This window comes from Pseudomonas sp. P39-UII1 (assembly GCF_039672635.1).
Lineage (GTDB): Bacteria > Pseudomonadota > Gammaproteobacteria > Pseudomonadales > Pseudomonadaceae > Aquipseudomonas.
Map to the genome: position 1 here is coordinate 1 of NZ_JBDFPP010000019.1, position 17,516 is coordinate 17,516.

Below are 17,516 nucleotides of genomic sequence, written 5' to 3' on the forward strand. Positions count from 1 at the left end.
GGCCCCCAAGCTGCACCCAAACACTCGAAGGACTTTTCAGGTGCGATGCCCCATGCCTGGAGGCATTGAAAAATGCCGTGTGGCTACTTCCTCAGAGAAGTTGTCTGCTGCCATAGAATCTCCCACAGATACACCACTGCCCCTGAGAGCAGTGCAGTACCTGTGGGATTACAGGTACACCACTGCCCTTGGAAGCAGTGCAATACCTATGTGGGAGCGGGCTTGCCCCGCGAAGAGGCCGGCCGGCACAACGCATATCCAGATGAAAAACGGAACCTTCAATTGGCCAGCAGGCGCATTTGGATACGCCATTCACGACATCTGGCGTTTATGGAAATGCGCTGTCGTGATCGAACAGTTCCGAGGCGTTCTCGTGTAATTTCCCACAGCCTCACGGGGCTTAAATGAAACCCGAATTGCACTGACACCTTGCGCTGTGACGCGTGCCAAAGATCAACAACAGTGCGCATACAAGGTGTCGACTTATTGATTTCAAAGGAGATATTTTCGCCTACGCCTGCCCGTCCTTCCTTGTGTCAGCAAAAAGAGAACAACATCAATGAACACCGTGGGATCTGATGGCAACCTTGCACAAGGTTTCAAGCCACGTCATGTAACGATGCTGTCCATCGCGGGCATCATCGGTGCCGGACTATTCGTCGGCTCCGGGCACGCCATTGCGGCGGCCGGGCCAGCCACCATTGTTTCTTACTTCGTGGCCGGCACCTTGGTAGTGCTGGTGATGCGCATGCTCGGCGAAATGGCCGTCGCGCACCCTGACACCGGCTCGTTCTCCACCTACGCCGACCAGGCCATTGGCCGCTGGGCCGGCTACACCATCGGCTGGCTGTACTGGTGGTTCTGGGTGCTGGTGATCCCGATCGAAGCGCTGGCCGCAGGGCATGTGCTTAACGCCTGGTTCCCGCAGTTGGACAGCTGGATCTTCGCCCTGGCTTCGGTGTTGCTGCTGGCCGGCACCAACCTGTTCAGCGTGGCCAAGTACGGTGAGTTCGAGTTCTGGTTCGCCATCCTCAAGGTCACGGCCATTCTCTGCTTCATCGGCGCCGGCTTCGCGGCCCTGATGGGCTGGCTGCCCGACCGCGAAGTCAGCGGCCTGAGCGGGTTGATGAAGGATTACGGCGGCTTTGCGCCGAACGGCTGGTCTGCCGTGATCGGTGCGTTCATCACCGTGATGTTCAGCTTCATCGGCACCGAGGCCGTGACCATTGCCGCATCGGAATCCAGCGACCCCTCGCGCAACATCGCCAAGGCGACCCGCTCGGTGATCTGGCGCATCAGCACCTTCTACATCCTGTCGATCTTCGTGATCATCTCGATCGTGCCGTGGAACGACCCGCAGCTGGCAGTGGTGGGCTCGTACCAGCGTGCACTGGAAATCATGAACATCCCCAACGCCGGCTTCCTGGTCGACCTGGTAGTCCTGGTGGCGGTGACCAGCTGCATGAACTCGTCGATCTACATCGCCTCGCGCATGATGTATTCGCTGGCCAAGCGCGGCGACGCCCCGGCCTTCCTGAAGCACACCTCCGAGGTCGGCGTGCCACGCGCTGCGGTGTTCGGCAGCACGCTGATCGGCGCTGCCATCGCGGTGCTCAACTACTTCGCACCCAAGGGCGTGTTCGAGTTCCTGCTGGCCAGCTCCGGCGCCATCGCCTTGCTGGTGTACATGGTCATCGCCATCTCCCAGCTGCGCATGCGCCGCCGCCTGGAGCGCGAGAACGCCCAGCTGAAATTCCGTATGTGGCTGTTCCCATGGCTGACCTGGGCGGTAATCATCTTCATCGCCGGGGCGCTGGCGGTGATGATGTACACGCCAGAGCACCGGGCGGAGGTGAGTTCGACGCTGGGGCTGGCGATCGTGATCTCGTTCCTCGGCATCGTGACCTCGCGGGGGCATGCGCAGGCAGTGGCGGCGCGTTCGGTGGGGTGATTGGGTTCACCCAGCGCTAGCCACCCATCATCTCGATGTACCTGTTCACCGCTGGCGCTTTCTCGAAGCGCCGGTGGAGCAGGCTCAACCACGAACTGGCTTCACTGTCGGCGATCCGCCGGTAGTTCACCTGTGGCAGGCTGATGCGCTGCACCACCGACTCTGGCACCACCGCAATCCCTTGCCCCAGCGACACCAAGGTAATCACCGCCACCAGGCTGCCGGGTTGCGGCCCCAGCCGCGGGACGAAACCACCCTGCGCCGCGGCCTCCAGCGTGCCGGAAATCTGCTCTGGCAGAATGAAGGTTTCGTTGGCCAGGCGCGCCGCCGGAATCTGCGGCAGTTCGTTGATCCGCGAACTGGCGGGCAGGGCGAGCACGAAACCTTCCTGATGCAAGGCGATGGCTTCGAGTTCTTCGGGCAACTCCATCGGTGAACGCACATAGGCCAGGTCGAGCAGGCCATCACCCACCATGCCCGGTAGCTCGGCCATGGGTAGTTCCCGAATGTTCAAGCGCACGCCGGGGTGAGCAGCGCTGAAGCCGGTCACCTGGCGCTGCAGCATGCCGGAATAGGCCGCCGACGCCACGTAACCCAATTCGATGCTGCCACTTTCACCACGCCCCGCACGTTGCGCCCCCAGTTGCGCGGCATCGAACTGGCGCACCGCCTGGTCGGCCTCGATCAACAGCGCCTGCCCGGCCGCCGTCAGGTTGACCTCGCGCTGATTGCGCTCGAACAGCCGCACACCCAGCTCGCGTTCCATGTCCTGGATCTGCCGGCTGAGGGTCGGCGGGGCGATGCCCAGCTGCTCGGCGGCACGGGTGAAATGGCCGTGCCGGGCGACGCAGAGGAAGTAGCGGAAATGACGGATTTCCATGGTGCGGGTGACCTGTGGGTTTCGCTTCTTGAAACACTTGTACAGGGCTGAGCACCACAAGGGAACTGGCCGGCGGCGTTAGCGGTTTCACGCGTGCTGTTACCTGCAAGCTAATGATGCCGGCCGCTGGAGCTAACAATCTTTTGGGGTGGCGGCGTTAAGGTGAAGCCAACATCAAAAGGCGGGTGTCTTGGCGGTACAGCTTGCCTTTGAGATTGCCGGGGCCGCTGCGCGCCCCATCGCCGGCAAGCCAGCTCCCACAGTAAAGCGCCGATCTTGCACACGCTGCTGTAAAGGTAGGAGCTGGCTTGCCGGCGATGGGTCGCGCAGCGGCCCCAGCGATCTCAAAAGCAACAACCGTTCCCCAAGGCAACCCGCCCTGCCTTTTGGAGCCCCACCATGCCCTCTGCGCGTTTCACGCTACTGACCGCCTCCCTGGTCTGCGCCCTGATCATCCTCGACACCAACATCGTCGCCGTCAGCCTGCCCAGCATCGCCCGCGACCTGTCCGGCTCGTTCGCCGATATCGAATGGGTCGTCAGCGCCTACCTGCTGGCCTTCGCCGCCTGCCTGCTACCCGCCGGCAGCCTGGCCGACCGCTTCGGCCGCCAGCGCATGCTGCTGCTTGGCCTGGCCGTGTTCGGCGCCGCCTCCCTTGCCTGCGGCGCCGCCCCAAGCCTACTGTTCCTCGACCTCGCCCGTGCCGCCAAAGGCATCGGCGCCGCCATGCTGCTGACCGCAGCACTGGCCGCCATCGGCCACCGCTTCCACGAACCCCAGGCACGCATGCGCGCCTGGGCCTTCTGGGGCGCCTGCATGGGCGCGACCATCACCTTCGCGCCACTGCTCGGCGGCGTAATCGCCAGCACCCTCGGCTGGCGCTGGATCTTCTACATCAACCTGCCGCTGGTGGCCGTGCTCGCCCTGATGGTGCTGCGCAGCGTCGAAGAATCCCGCGACAGCGACGCCTCCCGGCTCGACCCCATGGGCAGCCTGACCTTCGCCGGCAGCCTCGGCTGCCTGATCTGGGCAATGATCGAAGCCAACCAAGTCGGCTGGACCAGCGTAGACACCCTCGGCCGCCTGCTGATCAGCGCCTTCCTGTTCAGCCTGTTCATCATGGTCGAGCGCAGCCAGCCACGGCCCATGATCGACCTGCAACTGATGCGCAGCGCCCGCTTCATCGGCGCCCTGCTCGGCATGTTCGCCTACGCCGCCTGCGCGCAGGTGATGATGACGCTGTTGCCGCTGTACCTGCAGAACGGGCTGCAACTGTCCGCGCTAGCGGCAGGGGCGGGCATGTTGCCGTTTGCAATCGCCATGCTGCTGATGCCCCGGGTCGGCATGCGCCTCGCAGGCCGTTGGAGCCCCGCGCAGGTGTTTGCCCTGGGCCTGGTGTTGGTTGGGGTGGGCAATCTGCTGTGTGCCTGGGCGGTCGGGCAGGGCGGTTACCTCGCCTTCGCGTTGGCCAGCATCGTGCTGGGGGCGGGGGCGGGACTGCTGAATGGCGATACGCAGAAGAACATCATGGCGTGTGTGCCGCGCGAGCGGACCGGGATGGCTTCGGGGTTGAGTACGACTACGCGGTTTGGGGCGATCGTGATTGCTGTAGGCGTGTTGGGCGGAGTGCTGGCGGCGCGCAGTGGGCAGTTGTTGCGGGACGCCGTGGCAGGGGTGGCGCCGGAGCAGTTGGGGAAGGTTAGTGGTATGGCTACTCGGGTTGCGGCGGGGGATTTAGAGGCTGCGTTGTCGTTGCTTGAGCCGGGGTTGCGCGAGGTGGTGGCGCCGTTGGCGCGGGAAGCGTTTGCGGGGGGATTTGAGGCGGTGTTGGTGACGGCGGGGGTGGTGGCGCTGGTATTTGCGGTGGTGGTGGGGGTACTTCTGGGGCGGCCGATTCCGGAGCAGGGGGCGGCGGCATTGCAAAGCGCGCGGGGATAAAAAAGGCATCTGGGTTACCAGGTGCCTTTTACGTGTTTGGTGGGCCGGGGTAATTTGAACAGATTGTTTATTTATCTGAATTTATTGAGATTTTATCGATTGACTCTGACCGTTGGAATGCCAATTGGAAAGCCAGTATTCTGATTCGGTGGCATAAGCGTGATGATGAGACGGGCACTGTGCTCACGCTTTTCAGGAGGCTGGCGGGTTGGAGGCGGTTCCCAATGAGTTCGGTACGGCTATGAATCGTCAGCGCGTGCACAGCTGCATAAGCTTCTCGGCCTAGCTATTGGTACACTTCGGGAATTTTGCGCCTCAGGCGGGCGCTGGCAGTATTCCTAAGGATCGTTTGATGACCGCTCTCTCTACTCTTCTAGACTCCTACCGCAGTGCCGCGCTGACAGAGCGTGAGAAGGGCACCTATTTCGAGGAGCTGATCTGCGTCTACCTCCGTAACGAAGCGACCTATAGGGACCTCTACGATAAGGTATGGACCTATGCCGATTGGGCTAGAGAGCAGGGTCTGAGTGGTAAGGACGCGGGCATTGACTTGGTGGCTCGCACTCAGGGGACCGGTGAGTACCATGCCGTCCAATGCAAGCTTTACGCCGAAGACTACAAAATCCAGAAGAAAGATATTGATAGCTTCTTCACCGCTTCGGGAAAAGCACCTTTCTCGTATCGAGTCATCGTCACCACTACCAACAACTGGAGCGAGCACGCCGAGGATGCGCTACTGGGTCAGCAGCCTCCGGTTAGTAAGATCGATCTGCAAGCCCTAGAAGAAAGCCAAATTGACTGGGCTAAGTACCAGTCCAGCAAAGCGATCACGCTAAAAACCAAGAAGCAACTGCGCGAGCACCAGCAAACGGCATTGAACGCGGTAGCTGCTGGCCTAAAGGAGGCTGAGCGCGGCAAGCTGATTATGGCTTGCGGAACCGGCAAAACGTTCACGAGCTTGAAGATCGCTGAGCGCCTTGCGGGCAAGGACAAAAGAGTACTCTTTTTGGTGCCTAGCCTGTCGCTGCTATCACAGACGCTCACAGAGTGGACGCAGGAGAGTGAGACCCCGCTTCACAGCTTTGCAGTCTGCTCCGACAGTGATGTAGGGAAGAAGCGCAAGGCAGAGGACGATGTGGTTCAGGTTTTCACTCATGAACTGCGATACCCGGCGACGACCAAGGCGGATCGTCTGGCGGCGGAAATGCTCAAGCGTCACGACACTGAGCACATGAGCGTGGTGTTCTCCACCTACCATTCAATCGATGTGATTAGCCGAGCCCAGCATGAGCATGGCCTGGCCGACTTCGATCTGGTGATCTGCGACGAAGCACACCGCACCACAGGTGCGACCTTCGGTGATGACGACGAAAGTAATTTCGTGCGGATTCACGATGGTGCCGATATTCGCGCCGCCAAGCGCTTGTATATGACTGCCACGCCACGCATCTACGGTGACAGCGCAAAGGTCAAAGCTGAATCCGGCGAAGTCACGCTCTGTTCGATGGATGACGAAGCTCTGTATGGTAAGGAGTTGTTTGTCATCAACTTCTCCGAGGCTGTTCAGCGTGGCCTGCTCACTGATTACAAGGTGCTGGTACTTACTGTAGAGGAGAGCACCATCAGTCGCCGTCTTCAGGACATGCTGAAGGACGAGAACAACCAGCTCAAAGTAGATGATGCGGCGAAAATCGTTGGCTGCTGGAAGGCATTGGCTAAACAGGGCTTGCATGAGCAGTTAATCGGTGATGATGAACCGATGAAACGTGCTGTCGCCTTCTGCCAGGTCATTTCGCCCAATTACAAGGGCACAAAACACAAGGTCAGTTCCGTCAACATTGCTGATATGTTCCAGTCGGTAGTGGAGGCTTATCAGGAGTCCGAGGAAATCGAAGAAGCCTCGTGGCTGACCTGCGAAGCTGAGCACGTTGATGGCGGCATGAATGCCAGTCAGAAGGAAGCCAAGCTGAAGTGGTTGAAGGCCGAAGCACCTGCCAATACCTGTCGCATCCTCAGCAACGTACGGTGCCTATCTGAGGGTGTGGACGTGCCAGCTTTGGACGCCGTGCTCTTTCTCACCCCGCGTAACTCCCAGGTGGATGTGGTTCAGTCTGTTGGCCGGGTGATGCGCAACGCACCGGGAAAGAAGCGCGGTTATGTGGTGCTGCCGGTTGTCATCCCTGCTGGCTTGGAGCCGCACGAAGCACTCAACGACAACCAGACCTACAAGGTGGTCTGGCAGGTTCTGCAGGCACTGCGCTCGCACGACGACAGCTTCGACGCCATGGTCAATAAGCTCGACCTGATTGGTTCAGACCCTCGCAAGATGGAAGTCATCGCCATCACCGACAAGGCCGAGAAGAAGGCCAAGAAAGCTGCCGGTACCAATAACGGCAAGGCCGGCAAAGGGCAGTACGGCATTGGTGAAAAGCGCGCTAAATACGATGCCGAAGGTCAGATGACTCAACAGGCCGAACTGGCCTACGAGGTTGGTGAAATCGAGAAGGCCATCTACGCCAAAATCGTCGAGAAGTGTGGCAATCGCCACCATTGGGAAGACTGGGCCAACGACATTGCCAAGATCGCCCGCACCCACATCGACCGTATTAAGGGCATTTTGGAGAACCCGGAGTACACCGCAGAGAGAGCGACTTTTGAGTCCTTTGCTGCGGAATTGCGTGATGATCTCAATGACAGCATCACTGATGGCGAGATTGTCGAAATGCTCGCCCAGCACCTGGTAACCAAGCCGGTCTTCGACGCGCTGTTCGACGAATACAGTTTTGCCAGTCGTAACCCCATGTCCAAGGCTATGCAAGGAGTGCTGGACGCGCTCCACGAGCACCACTTAGCCAAGGAAGCCGACACCTTGGAGAAGTTCTACGCCAGCGTGCGTCAGCGTGCTGCCGGTATAGACAATGCCAAGGGTAAGCAGAAGATCATCGTCGAGCTGTACGACAAGTTCTTCCGCAACGCCTTTCCCAAGATGACTGAGCGTTTGGGCATTGTCTACACCCCCGTCGAGGTGGTCGACTTCATCCTCCACAGCGTTAACCACCTGTTGCAAAAGGAGTTCGGTCAGACCCTTGGCAGTAAAGGCGTTCACATCATCGACCCATTCACCGGCACCGGTACCTTTGTCACACGCCTAATTCAGTCGGGCCTGATCAAACCGGACGAGCTGCCGCACAAGTACAAGCACGAAATCCACGCCAACGAGCTGGTGCTGCTGGCCTACTACATTGCCGCCATCAATATCGAAGCGGCCTACCACGGCGAAGTGATCGACGAGTACACGCCATTTGAAGGTATCTGCCTGACCGACACCTTCCAGATGTATGAGAAGGATGATCTGGTAGACGCGCTGCTGGAAGACAACAGCGCCCGACGCAAGCGACAGAAGTCGCTAGATATTCGGGTGATTGTGGGTAACCCACCGTATTCGGTTGGTCAAGGCGATGCAAACGCTAACAACGCCAACGTGCCTTACCCCAGCCTAGATGAACGCATCCGAATAACCTATGCCGCTCGCTCAGACGCGAACAACAAAAACGCGCTCTATGACAGTTACATTCGCTCCATCCGCTGGGCCAGCGACCGTATTGGCGATGCGGGGATCATCGGTTTTGTTACAAATGCTGGTTTTGTGGAGGCCAATACCGCAGACGGCTTGCGCAAGTGCCTAGTGGATGAGTTTTCCAGCCTCTATGTATTCCATCTGCGCGGAAATCAGCGCACCAGTGGCGAAACCTCGCGTAAGGAAGGCGGCAAGATATTCGGTAGCGGTAGTCGTGCCCCTATTGCCATCTCCATATTGGTGAAAAATCCCAATGCACATAATCATGGCCAGATTTATTTCCATGACATTGGCGACTATCTCAGCCGTGAGGAAAAACTGGAGAAAATTTCCGGTTTTGGCAGCGTGGCAGGTATCGAGGAATGGCAGCGGATCAATCCTGATGAGCACGGCGACTGGTTGAAGCAGCGTGATGATAGCTTTGGACAGTTCATCGTCGTAGGCGATAAGGACGATAAAGGAACATTAGTACTTTTCGGCAACTACTCCAATGGTGTGAAAACTCAGCGTGATGCTTGGGCCTTCAATTACAGTAAAGAAAAATTGGCGGTCAATATGAATCGCATGATTGGATTCTACAATGCTGAAGTCGCGCGCTTCAATGAGGCGTATCCCTCGCTGGATCTAAAGGCACGCCTGGAAAAGGTTGATGGTTTTATTGATGCCGATCCAACTTGTATCAGTTGGACACATAATATCAAACAGGATCTCGCAAGGAATAATCTCTACGTTTTTGAATCCGAGTGCATGATTCCTAGCCTGTACCGCCCATTCGCTAAGCAGTGGTTGTATTACAATCGTCGCTTCAACGAAAGGGTTTACCAGATGCCGCGCATTTTTCCAGGGGCAGGGAAAGAAAACTTGGCGATAAATATAACGTCGGTAGGCGGTCTCTTTTCTGCTCTGATAACAGATACTCTGCCAAGTAAATTTGTTGGTGAGGATGTCACCCAGTGGTTACCGCTCTATAACTACGAAGAGTGCGCAAAGTCTGCCAAGCACGATCTTTTTTCTGATCCTCTTGAAGCTGGCTTACGCCGCCGCGATGCCATTACCGATTCTGGCTTGGCGTATTTCCACAAGTTTTACACCGGAGAGCAGATCAACAAAGAAGACCTGTTCTACTACGTCTACGCTATCCTCCATTCGCAGGACTACCGCGAGCGTTACGCCGATAACTTGAGCAAAGAGTTGCCACGCATTCCGGCAGTGAAGAAAGCTGCCGATTTCTGGGCTTTCAGCAAGGCAGGCCGCGCCTTGGCCGATCTCCACCTGAACTACGAAACCGTCGAGCCGTATCCACTGACCATCGAGGCCAAGGGTACGCTCAGCAATGCTGACTACCGTGTGGAGAAAATGAAGTTCGCTAAGAAGGGCGACAAGAGCACGGTCATCTACAACCAACGCATCACCCTCAAAGGCATCCCCGAGGCAGCCTGGGACTATGTGGTGAACGGTAAAGCTGCGCTGGACTGGGTGATGGAACGGCAGGCGGTACGTACTGACAAGGCCAGTGGAATCGTCAATGATGCGAATGACTGGGCAGTTGAGACCATGGGCAATCCCAAGTATCCGTTGGAGCTGTTCCAGCGAGTGGTCAATGTTAGTATTAAAACTCAGAATATCGTCAATAGTTTGCCGTCATTAGAGATTTGATTAAAAAGTGAACCATCTCAGAGCGGAGTGGTGAGTTTTTGTGCTCTGGATTCTCTCTTCCCCTGCAGGACAGGGGAAGGTTTGGTGGTTATGCTTGGAGGTGTAGGTCACAGAAGGATCTCATTTGATTGAGAGTTCATGGAGACCCCAGTGATAAGGGCGATCGCGCCCGCTTGAAAATACGCGGATACCATCGTCCTTAATGCTGAAGTCTGGTAGCTGTGTTCACCATCTGCTTACACCAGGGAAGCCGACTCGGATTGTGGGGGGCGGCCCAATTTTTACCGCCCCCTCCCCCCCCTTACGGTCAGAATTAGGCTGGTTTAAGGTTCATCTTGGCTTCAAATATCAACAGATCGCTTTCATCGTTATTGATCATCATGTTGACCAGGCGAGGACTCACTTCGATGTCACCGCCTACAGTCGCACGCACCGTTTCGGGGTAGCGTTCTAGCATCAGATCCGCCAAGCCATGGCTGTAGCCATCCCGAATGAGCTTGATCTTGGTGTCATCTGCAGTACCGTATTTTATGAGCTTGTAGAAGCCAGAATCCAGGGCACCTACGCCATGCAGTACCTCGACGAACTTAAAGATCTTGTTGTCGAAGAAATCGTCCTCGTCCTTTAGACGAACGATCGCAAGGTTGATTCGCTCGCCGTCATCCTTCTGGGAGATCCTTACCCAATTCTCGTAGTTGCTATCACGATACTTTGTATCCCCCCATTTTCCCACGAACACGTGATCGCTATGGCTCGTCTCGACCAGCTTTTTCCAGTACGCGAGCGTCAATCGGATCGTCTGCTTGACGCTGAGTTTCTTCAGTTTCCAATCCAGAATCATGGCGTAGAAATTCCGGGCAGCCTCTTGATTGAGACGTACTAGGTCGCTGTACTCTCGACTCTTATCGAAGTGGTCAATGAACGATTTGGAAATGGCAAGCATTAATCTGTCAACCGTGTTGATGACACCGTTCGCCTCGATGGCTCGCTTGATCTTCCGGTCAATCGCCTCTTCTTCCGCGAACACATCAATTTCACTGACGCTGTTCGCGATGAGTAGCTTGCCCACCTGAGTGGTCACGTACCGACACTCCCGGTCTTTAACCACGCCAGGATGTAGATTTTCAAGACGAGCCACGGCGTCGTCGTAGAGAATTGACACCTTCCCATCGATGATCTTGGTGGCCTCAAGCAGAACGTTGCTGACCGTGTCCTTGACTACTTTGGAGACGTTTACCGATTTATCGTAGAAAGTCTCAAGCGCCGCATTGTTGCGGGTGTAGCCATTCACGCCCAGCAGGTAGATGCTGGACTCCAGCTTTTTCAACGCAGCCTCAGCGCCAGGCGCGAAGACCTCACTGAATCGGTTAACGCGCCCGATCAAGTTCTTGAATTGAGATGGCGTCAGCGTTTTCTTCCCTTTGAAGTAATCAAAGACGAAGAGTCGCTCGATCGGCAGGTTCACCCCTTCAAGAAGCGTGGAGTTGCAGACCAGAAACCTCATCTGCTTGGAGCTGCTGAACAGATTCTCCAGGTACAGGCGGATGGTGTCTGGGATCGAGCCATGGTGGTACATCACCCCTTTGCGCAGGCAGCCGATCAGTTTGTAGCGTCGGTCAAAAAGCTCTTCGAGCTCGGCACAGGCCGTCTGTATCAGCGGGCAATCCACGGGCGGCAACACCGCTGCCAGCTCAACCGCGAATGACTCAATGCTTTTCTTCCTATTGCCATACACGATGTTTTTGGACAGTGCTTCGCCTTTGATGAGCTCGAAGCAGTTGGCATACCTCCGATCAAACTCCATCCAGTCATTCAGGAAATGGTCATAGAGCTTGAGCTTTGTCCGGCCCCTTCCAGTCCTGAAGTCCTTAATGTAGAAGCGCTCAGACTTGATGTACTCATCGATTTTGAACCCGCTTGGGATCATGTCCAGGAAGCGCACACGGACGTTGAGTTCATCGCACAAGAAGGGGGTCAGGAACTTGAATGACGTCTCCGGGTTACGAGCGCCTAAGATGCACAGCATAGCCGCCAGTAGCTCACTCCTGCGGTCGCTCTGCAGCAGGTTGTGGGCTTCGTCGACGAATACCATGTCGAAGGTCAGTCCGGCGTTCTCGTTCAAGAGCCTGTTGAGCCGTTCCTGAGTTAGGACAAATGCCCTGTTATTTCGCTCAACCGAATACATCTCGGGGTGGGTGACCACCTTGCCCAAGCCCTCGATGTCCGCGTAGATCAACCGCTTCTTCGTCTGGGCCAGCAGGGCCTTTGAGGGGACGAGAATCAGGACCCGTTGCCCCGGATTTTCCCTCACCGATTGGATGATGAGCTCAGATTTTCCGTAGCTGGTCGGAGCAACCACGACTGACGACTTACGGTACTCCGACTGCACAAAGGTTCGTAGGGCGTCCTGTTGCTCAGTGAGCACGATGCCCTGATCACGGAAGGTATCGACGTAGCTGCCCACGATGTTTCTGATAAACGACTCGCTGCGGTGGTCGTCTTCGGAAAAATAGCTGCTGATAACCGCTGAGACAGGGTGTAGGCCACTGTCGAGCGCTACATCGTACAGCGCCTGGTACTGACCCGTGGCGTTCCCATAGAACAGAATGATGCGGTAGCCAAGACGCCGAATTTCGGGGGTTTTGTGGTTAAGGAGCAGCACGGCGATGGCTAGTAGCTTTACGGTCTGCGTGTTACCCAATTCATCTCCCTTGAGGAGTTGGAAATACAGATCCTTAAACTTGGTGTTGCCCAGTTTCCTGATGGTCAACTCTTCCATGCTACTGCTCCGCCTCCTGCCTCAAGAACTCTTCCAGCTTTTCCATAGTGCCCTTGTGCAGGGAGAGTACCCACACCGTCTTGAAAACCGCCTCCGCCACAAGCTTCGTGGTGAAATTCGATACGGTCTTCTCGGCGATGGCCTGGGACACATCGCTAAACAGGGCAGAGATCAGAAACACATTATTGTCCGAAGCAGTCGCTCCATCTTCTTCAGCTAAATCGCCTTCCAGCTCCAAGATCTCAATGACGGAGTCCCGGTAGTTGGATTTGTTGTGGATGGCGTTTTTCGCGGCGTTGATCGCGTTGAGCCAATGATTGAGCTCCGGCTCAGCCAAGCGCTTCTTGAGATCATCCCGAGCCAGGCGCAACAGCGCACTGGTGGCCGAGCAAGAAGTCTTGTCAGCCCCTCGACCACCCGATTTGACCTCGGTGATCCAGACGTTGTTGGTTGAGGTCTCGTACAGTAGTAGATCGAAGCCCTTCCGAATGCTCTTTTCTTCCATGTTGAAGAACGGCGAGACGACGTTGAAATCGGGGAAAAGTTTCAGAATGATGACGTGCGATAGTAGCTCGCCGAGCATTCCGATCCGTGTTTCCCAGGGCTTTTTGCAGTAGCGCTCGTTCCAGAAATGCCTGATCGTCGCAGGGTATTTGTAGATTGCCCTGTCCTTGCTAGCTTGGTCGGCACCGTGGCAGATTCGTGTAAGGTTCTCCCTAAGTGCGAACTTGAGCTCGTCAGAAAAGTCTTCAACACAACACAGAGCATACTGGTCTACCTGCTTGAAGCTCACGCCATCCATAACATTTCCCACAAGCACGAAACCGCAGAGTCCTCATGCGGTTGCTGCGCACGATCAATGATCTCGCCCTGATTAACGGGGCACCAGTTGGGCATCAGTGCACGCATGTGAATGCTATTCGAGTATCCCCAATAGCGGCACTGTGCCAGCGTGCTTGCAAAATAGCGTGATCAGTGGATGTTGGTAAACAAGATTGAATAAAACTTATGAAGATAGTCAGAAGGTCATAGCTTGGCTGTATTTATATACAGGTGCTTGATATGGGTTGCCGTAAGAAAATGGAGTCGTCCCTAATTCCACTGATGGCAAGCTTTTGTAATGTCAACAGCACACAGTGGGCGTTAGCCGAGCACCGGTGCCCTGATGCTCAAGCAAGTATCGGAGGTGCGAGTTGGAATGAAGCTAGCAATTGGCGAGAGATGCCACAACGAATCGCCGTTTTTGAGCTTGTTCCATCATTCTTGGCATATCACACACCCAAATGCTCCGACCTCCGTACATGCGGCAAAAAATGACGACAGCAACCAATAGAGCTGGACGAAGTAGGGGCTGGCGGTGTGACCCGCTTCGATGTCTTGGAACGCTTGCTCAACCGCGGCCTTGCTCAGTGATGAGGTCACAATGGCCACCCGTTTGAAGGTGTGAGGGGCACTCCTGCAAAAGTCCACAGCAGTTCGGGAGTCAGCGGGTGTACCTCGGCACGTGCGATGAATACTTGTCTTCACCCTGTTGTTGGTATAAAGCCGATTCCATCGAGCGAATTTCTTGGTCATGGCCGGTGCGGGCAAGTTGAGATTGCCCAGGTTTTTGATAGCCTGGCTGACAGAAACGTGGAACGCGCCGGCGCCGAGAGTCAGCTCCCCGTGCTTAGCATGGTAGAAGGTGATTCTTGGGGAGGCTGGGTCCGTTCGGAAGCCAATAAAATCAGCCCATTCATCACCGAGATCATCGCAGACCATGACGTCGTCTTCGGGCGCGACCGTCGATAGTACCGCGCCAAACGTGGAGTCAGGATCGAACGTATGATGGGCAGCGGTAAAGGCACCTTTCTCATCCGTGACAGTAGCCAGCTCTGCATTGCCGAAGAGGTAGCCCAGGAACTGACTGCCACCGTTCACCAAAGAGTCGTCTTGGTAAAGATTGCCGTCCAGGTAAGCAAACCGGGGCTGGTCGAACAGGACGATGAATGTGTTTTCTTTGTCGATGAACTGCTTAAGCAGAGCGCGATCTTCGTCCGCCCCTAGAGCGAACTGGGTGTCCTCGACGTAGACATCGGCGAGCAGAGGTAACGCTAGGCGTTTCAGAGCGATTCGTGTTTTGTTGATCGCCATTTCACCCACTTCGACGCCTGTTGCAAGCTGGGACACGAGCAGTTTGCCGGCAGCGCTTTTGGCAACTCCCAAGACGTCTGTCAGCTCAGCAAGTATCGAATCGACCTCTACCTTTGGCAGTTCTCGATACACCCCTCCGTCCCGCTTGACCAGGCGTATAACTTTGTCGTCAAAGATGGCCTGTCCGAGGATGGCGGTATCAACCGCAAATTGGGTAGGACTAGCCGTTAGATCCGATAGCTCCAGCGGTCGCGCGAAAGCTGCCAGAAAAGGGGAGGACGATGGCCTTCCAGGACGAGGGCACAGGCGGTCAATGATACTGCAGGCGTAGTCAACCAGTTCCAGATGCCCTGCACGATCCGCCCGAAGTGAAATCCGCCCGGTTCGTGGTGTTGTTGAGAAGTGCTCGTCCGCCTCAGTGAAGCTGTAACCCAGCGGGGCAAATCGTGCCGAGGAGGCCATGCCCACATTGTTCTGAAGGTTCTCGCCCTCAAGCGTCTTACTGCGCAAAGCAAAGCGGGACAACGTCATATGACGCAGCCTAACCCGGGCAAATACTGAATCCTTGCTGGTGAGCCCACGATCAACGTCCTGGGCGCCGATGCGTTGCAGATGCCGCTTGGTGAAATCAGCGGGGACGTCGATCTGGGATTTGAAAATGGCGACGTAATTACGGTGCTCGACGATCAGCAAATATCCGGTTACCCGGTCAATCACGGCGCTAGATCCAGGCAGGAAAGCTGGCGTCTTGTCGAATTGAAAGCACAGAGCAGACCAGATCGATGTCCCGTGAGGCTGCCGTAAGAAAGAGAAAAGGTTGTTCGAGGGAGACGGGTGGGCACCCCTAATCGCCCGGAACAAAGCAGTGATCGCGCCCGTTGTGATCGGAGCTTTTAGGCGGTAAAAGTAGCAGGATTTGCTGGCTTGAAGCTCATCGATCATATCCGTTTCCCTACGGCAGGGGTAAAACGAGGAGTCAATCAAGCGATGACGGTAGCCCAATGCCATTAAGGCTGTCTAGATGGATACGCTTCAACAGAGCATGGCTGTTGGCGAGCAATGACTGGCCGGTTTGGATCGTATGTAAGTCGGTAGTGACTATCAAAATCAGACTCTCCCTCTGGCGGGCAATGTCCATGATTTCTCTAAACGACGAACGATTAGCCGCATGGTCAGTAAATAGTAGTACCGAGTCGCGTCGCGGCGTCGATCTAGGCGATGTTCAAGGAACCATGTCACATGCTTTCTCTGCCAAGCCCAAGGCGTTTTTCGCTGCCATCGCTCTGCAATTTCAGTCTGGATGATTTTCGCCTGCCGCACATGGCGTTGCCGGGTTGCGTGCGAGCCAGTCAGTACGCCAGCCAAGAACAGCTCCATATCGAATGGCAGACTCATGACCGCCCTCCAATGTAAGCCGCGACCACGTCGATCCGACCGTGCCCAAGCTCGCAACTGATTCGCCTCCGGGCCTCGCCATCAAGGTTCCTATCTACCTGGCAACAATTGCCACCATTGATTGGCGCGAGGCATTGGGTGATCTGCTCGTAGCGCTCACATGCGTACGCCGCTCGTAGCTCATGGAAGCCTTTGAGGTTGTGTGCATGTAGGATGTCCCGCGCAGATCGGGCAAACTCCTGCAGAACCTCCAGGTAACGTTCGTTTGGCGCAATCAGGTTGCGGCTACCCTCAGGTGACACCTGCCGTGCAAACCCAAGTGCATCTTGAACATGGTGGTCTACCACAATCCATCGTGGCGCTGAGGCGCCAGCACGGCCGCCTTTGGTGCCATCCTGGATGTTGATCCTGCCTAGGTCGTGAGCCTCACGGCTCAGCCGTGGCAAGTCGGCTAGGATGGCCTCACGCAAGCGCATGCCGGTGGCTCGCGCCAACAGAACGATTGCAGCGGCCCGTAGCTGATGATCGCGGCAAAGCACATCGACAATCTGCTTAACCTGTTTGCGGTCTTGGCCCTGCGGCACCGACTGCCGAACTCCGCTGCGCTGCATACCCAACGCCTTGCTCGGACTTGGCAGTTTCACATGCTGATCACCGCGAAGCGCTGCCATGGTCCTGTTAACGCTGGATAGGCGGTTTTGCGCGGTGCTGACGGCGAGATCACCGCGCTTAACTATGTCGCGCAGATACGCTGCGTAGTCGGCCAATACCTTTCGATTAATTTGCCGCGCATCATTGATACCGGGTCCTTGTTCGGAGCGGCACCACTTAACGAATGCCTGCCACCGATCACAGTGTGCCCTCACCGTGCCGTAGTGACCGCCGCCGAACATGTCTTTGAGCGCCTGCGGACCTGCGTAACCCAATTGCCTGCCGTAGCCGAAATTGCGGCCATCTCGCCTACCCACCAATGCCATCACAATCACCTCATCTACCGTTCTCCGATCCTCGCCCCACGTCATCCCGCCAAGAATGCTGAGTGTTATCAGGGATCAAGGCCCCTGCGGCCTGTGGGGGTGTCCTCTAACGCGGGACTGGCGGCTCCGTACGACCGGAAGCAAGGGCATCTCATGATCTGGCCTCCTGAGCACCGTTATCGGTGGGCGGGTGGAGGCTGCATTGGCTGACGAGACCAGTGCCGCGAGAT

Annotated in this window: 9 protein-coding genes; 3 read left to right on the forward strand and 6 right to left on the reverse strand. The window is 56.4% G+C overall.

Annotated features, from left to right (window positions below):
• Positions 1–559 precede the first annotated feature (559 nt).
• Positions 560–1,951, forward strand: a complete 1,392-nt coding sequence (locus ABEH27_RS20425) for an amino acid permease (protein WP_346615300.1) — start codon at positions 560–562, stop codon at positions 1,949–1,951.
• A gap of 16 nt (positions 1,952–1,967) precedes the next feature.
• Here ABEH27_RS20425 and ABEH27_RS20430 read toward each other — a convergent pair whose 3' ends face one another.
• Complete coding sequence (locus ABEH27_RS20430; RefSeq protein ID WP_346615301.1) at positions 1,968–2,831, reverse strand: LysR family transcriptional regulator; 864 nt, start codon at positions 2,829–2,831, stop codon at positions 1,968–1,970.
• 399 nt (positions 2,832–3,230) lie between these two features.
• Between ABEH27_RS20430 and ABEH27_RS20435 the strand changes: the two genes are divergently transcribed.
• Complete coding sequence (locus ABEH27_RS20435) at positions 3,231–4,769, forward strand: MFS transporter (RefSeq protein ID WP_346615302.1); 1,539 nt, start codon at positions 3,231–3,233, stop codon at positions 4,767–4,769.
• 352 nt (positions 4,770–5,121) lie between these two features.
• Positions 5,122–10,002: a type ISP restriction/modification enzyme gene (locus ABEH27_RS20440; RefSeq protein ID WP_346615303.1), complete on the forward strand. Its 4,881-nt coding sequence runs from the start codon at positions 5,122–5,124 to the stop codon at positions 10,000–10,002.
• Between the two features lie 313 nt (positions 10,003–10,315).
• Here the strand turns inward: ABEH27_RS20440 and ABEH27_RS20445 are convergent, their stop codons facing one another.
• The 5 genes from ABEH27_RS20445 to ABEH27_RS20465 all read right to left on the reverse strand — a co-directional run bounded on the left by ABEH27_RS20445 (position 10,316) and on the right by ABEH27_RS20465 (position 17,286).
• Positions 10,316–12,781: a DEAD/DEAH box helicase gene (locus ABEH27_RS20445; protein WP_346615304.1), complete on the reverse strand. Its 2,466-nt coding sequence runs from the start codon at positions 12,779–12,781 to the stop codon at positions 10,316–10,318.
• 1 nt (position 12,782) lies between these two features.
• Positions 12,783–13,583: a hypothetical protein gene (locus ABEH27_RS20450; RefSeq protein WP_346615305.1), complete on the reverse strand. Its 801-nt coding sequence runs from the start codon at positions 13,581–13,583 to the stop codon at positions 12,783–12,785.
• 455 nt (positions 13,584–14,038) lie between these two features.
• Complete coding sequence (locus ABEH27_RS20455; RefSeq protein WP_346615306.1) at positions 14,039–15,856, reverse strand: hypothetical protein; 1,818 nt, start codon at positions 15,854–15,856, stop codon at positions 14,039–14,041.
• 165 nt (positions 15,857–16,021) lie between these two features.
• The gene (locus tag ABEH27_RS20460; protein WP_346615307.1) at positions 16,022–16,309 is read right to left on the reverse strand and encodes a hypothetical protein; all 288 of its coding nucleotides are present in this window, start codon (positions 16,307–16,309) and stop codon (positions 16,022–16,024) included.
• On the reverse strand, positions 16,306–17,286 hold the full coding sequence (locus tag ABEH27_RS20465) for an integrase domain-containing protein (protein WP_346615308.1): 981 nt from the start codon (positions 17,284–17,286) through the stop codon (positions 16,306–16,308). The genes ABEH27_RS20460 and ABEH27_RS20465 overlap by 4 nt, the downstream gene beginning before the upstream one ends.
• Positions 17,287–17,516 lie beyond the last annotated feature (230 nt).

Coding starts and splice junctions, on each gene's coding strand:
- ABEH27_RS20445 (WP_346615304.1), bottom strand. CDS start 12,781: ATGGAAGAGTTGACCATCAGGAAACTGGGCAACACCAAGTTTAAGGAT.
- ABEH27_RS20455 (WP_346615306.1), bottom strand. CDS start 15,856: ATGATCGATGAGCTTCAAGCCAGCAAATCCTGCTACTTTTACCGCCTA.
- ABEH27_RS20440 (WP_346615303.1), top strand. CDS start 5,122: ATGACCGCTCTCTCTACTCTTCTAGACTCCTACCGCAGTGCCGCGCTG.
- ABEH27_RS20430 (WP_346615301.1), bottom strand. CDS start 2,831: ATGGAAATCCGTCATTTCCGCTACTTCCTCTGCGTCGCCCGGCACGGC.
- ABEH27_RS20465 (WP_346615308.1), bottom strand. CDS start 17,286: ATGGCATTGGTGGGTAGGCGAGATGGCCGCAATTTCGGCTACGGCAGG.
- ABEH27_RS20435 (WP_346615302.1), top strand. CDS start 3,231: ATGCCCTCTGCGCGTTTCACGCTACTGACCGCCTCCCTGGTCTGCGCC.
- ABEH27_RS20450 (WP_346615305.1), bottom strand. CDS start 13,583: ATGGATGGCGTGAGCTTCAAGCAGGTAGACCAGTATGCTCTGTGTTGT.
- ABEH27_RS20425 (WP_346615300.1), top strand. CDS start 560: ATGAACACCGTGGGATCTGATGGCAACCTTGCACAAGGTTTCAAGCCA.
- ABEH27_RS20460 (WP_346615307.1), bottom strand. CDS start 16,309: ATGAGTCTGCCATTCGATATGGAGCTGTTCTTGGCTGGCGTACTGACT.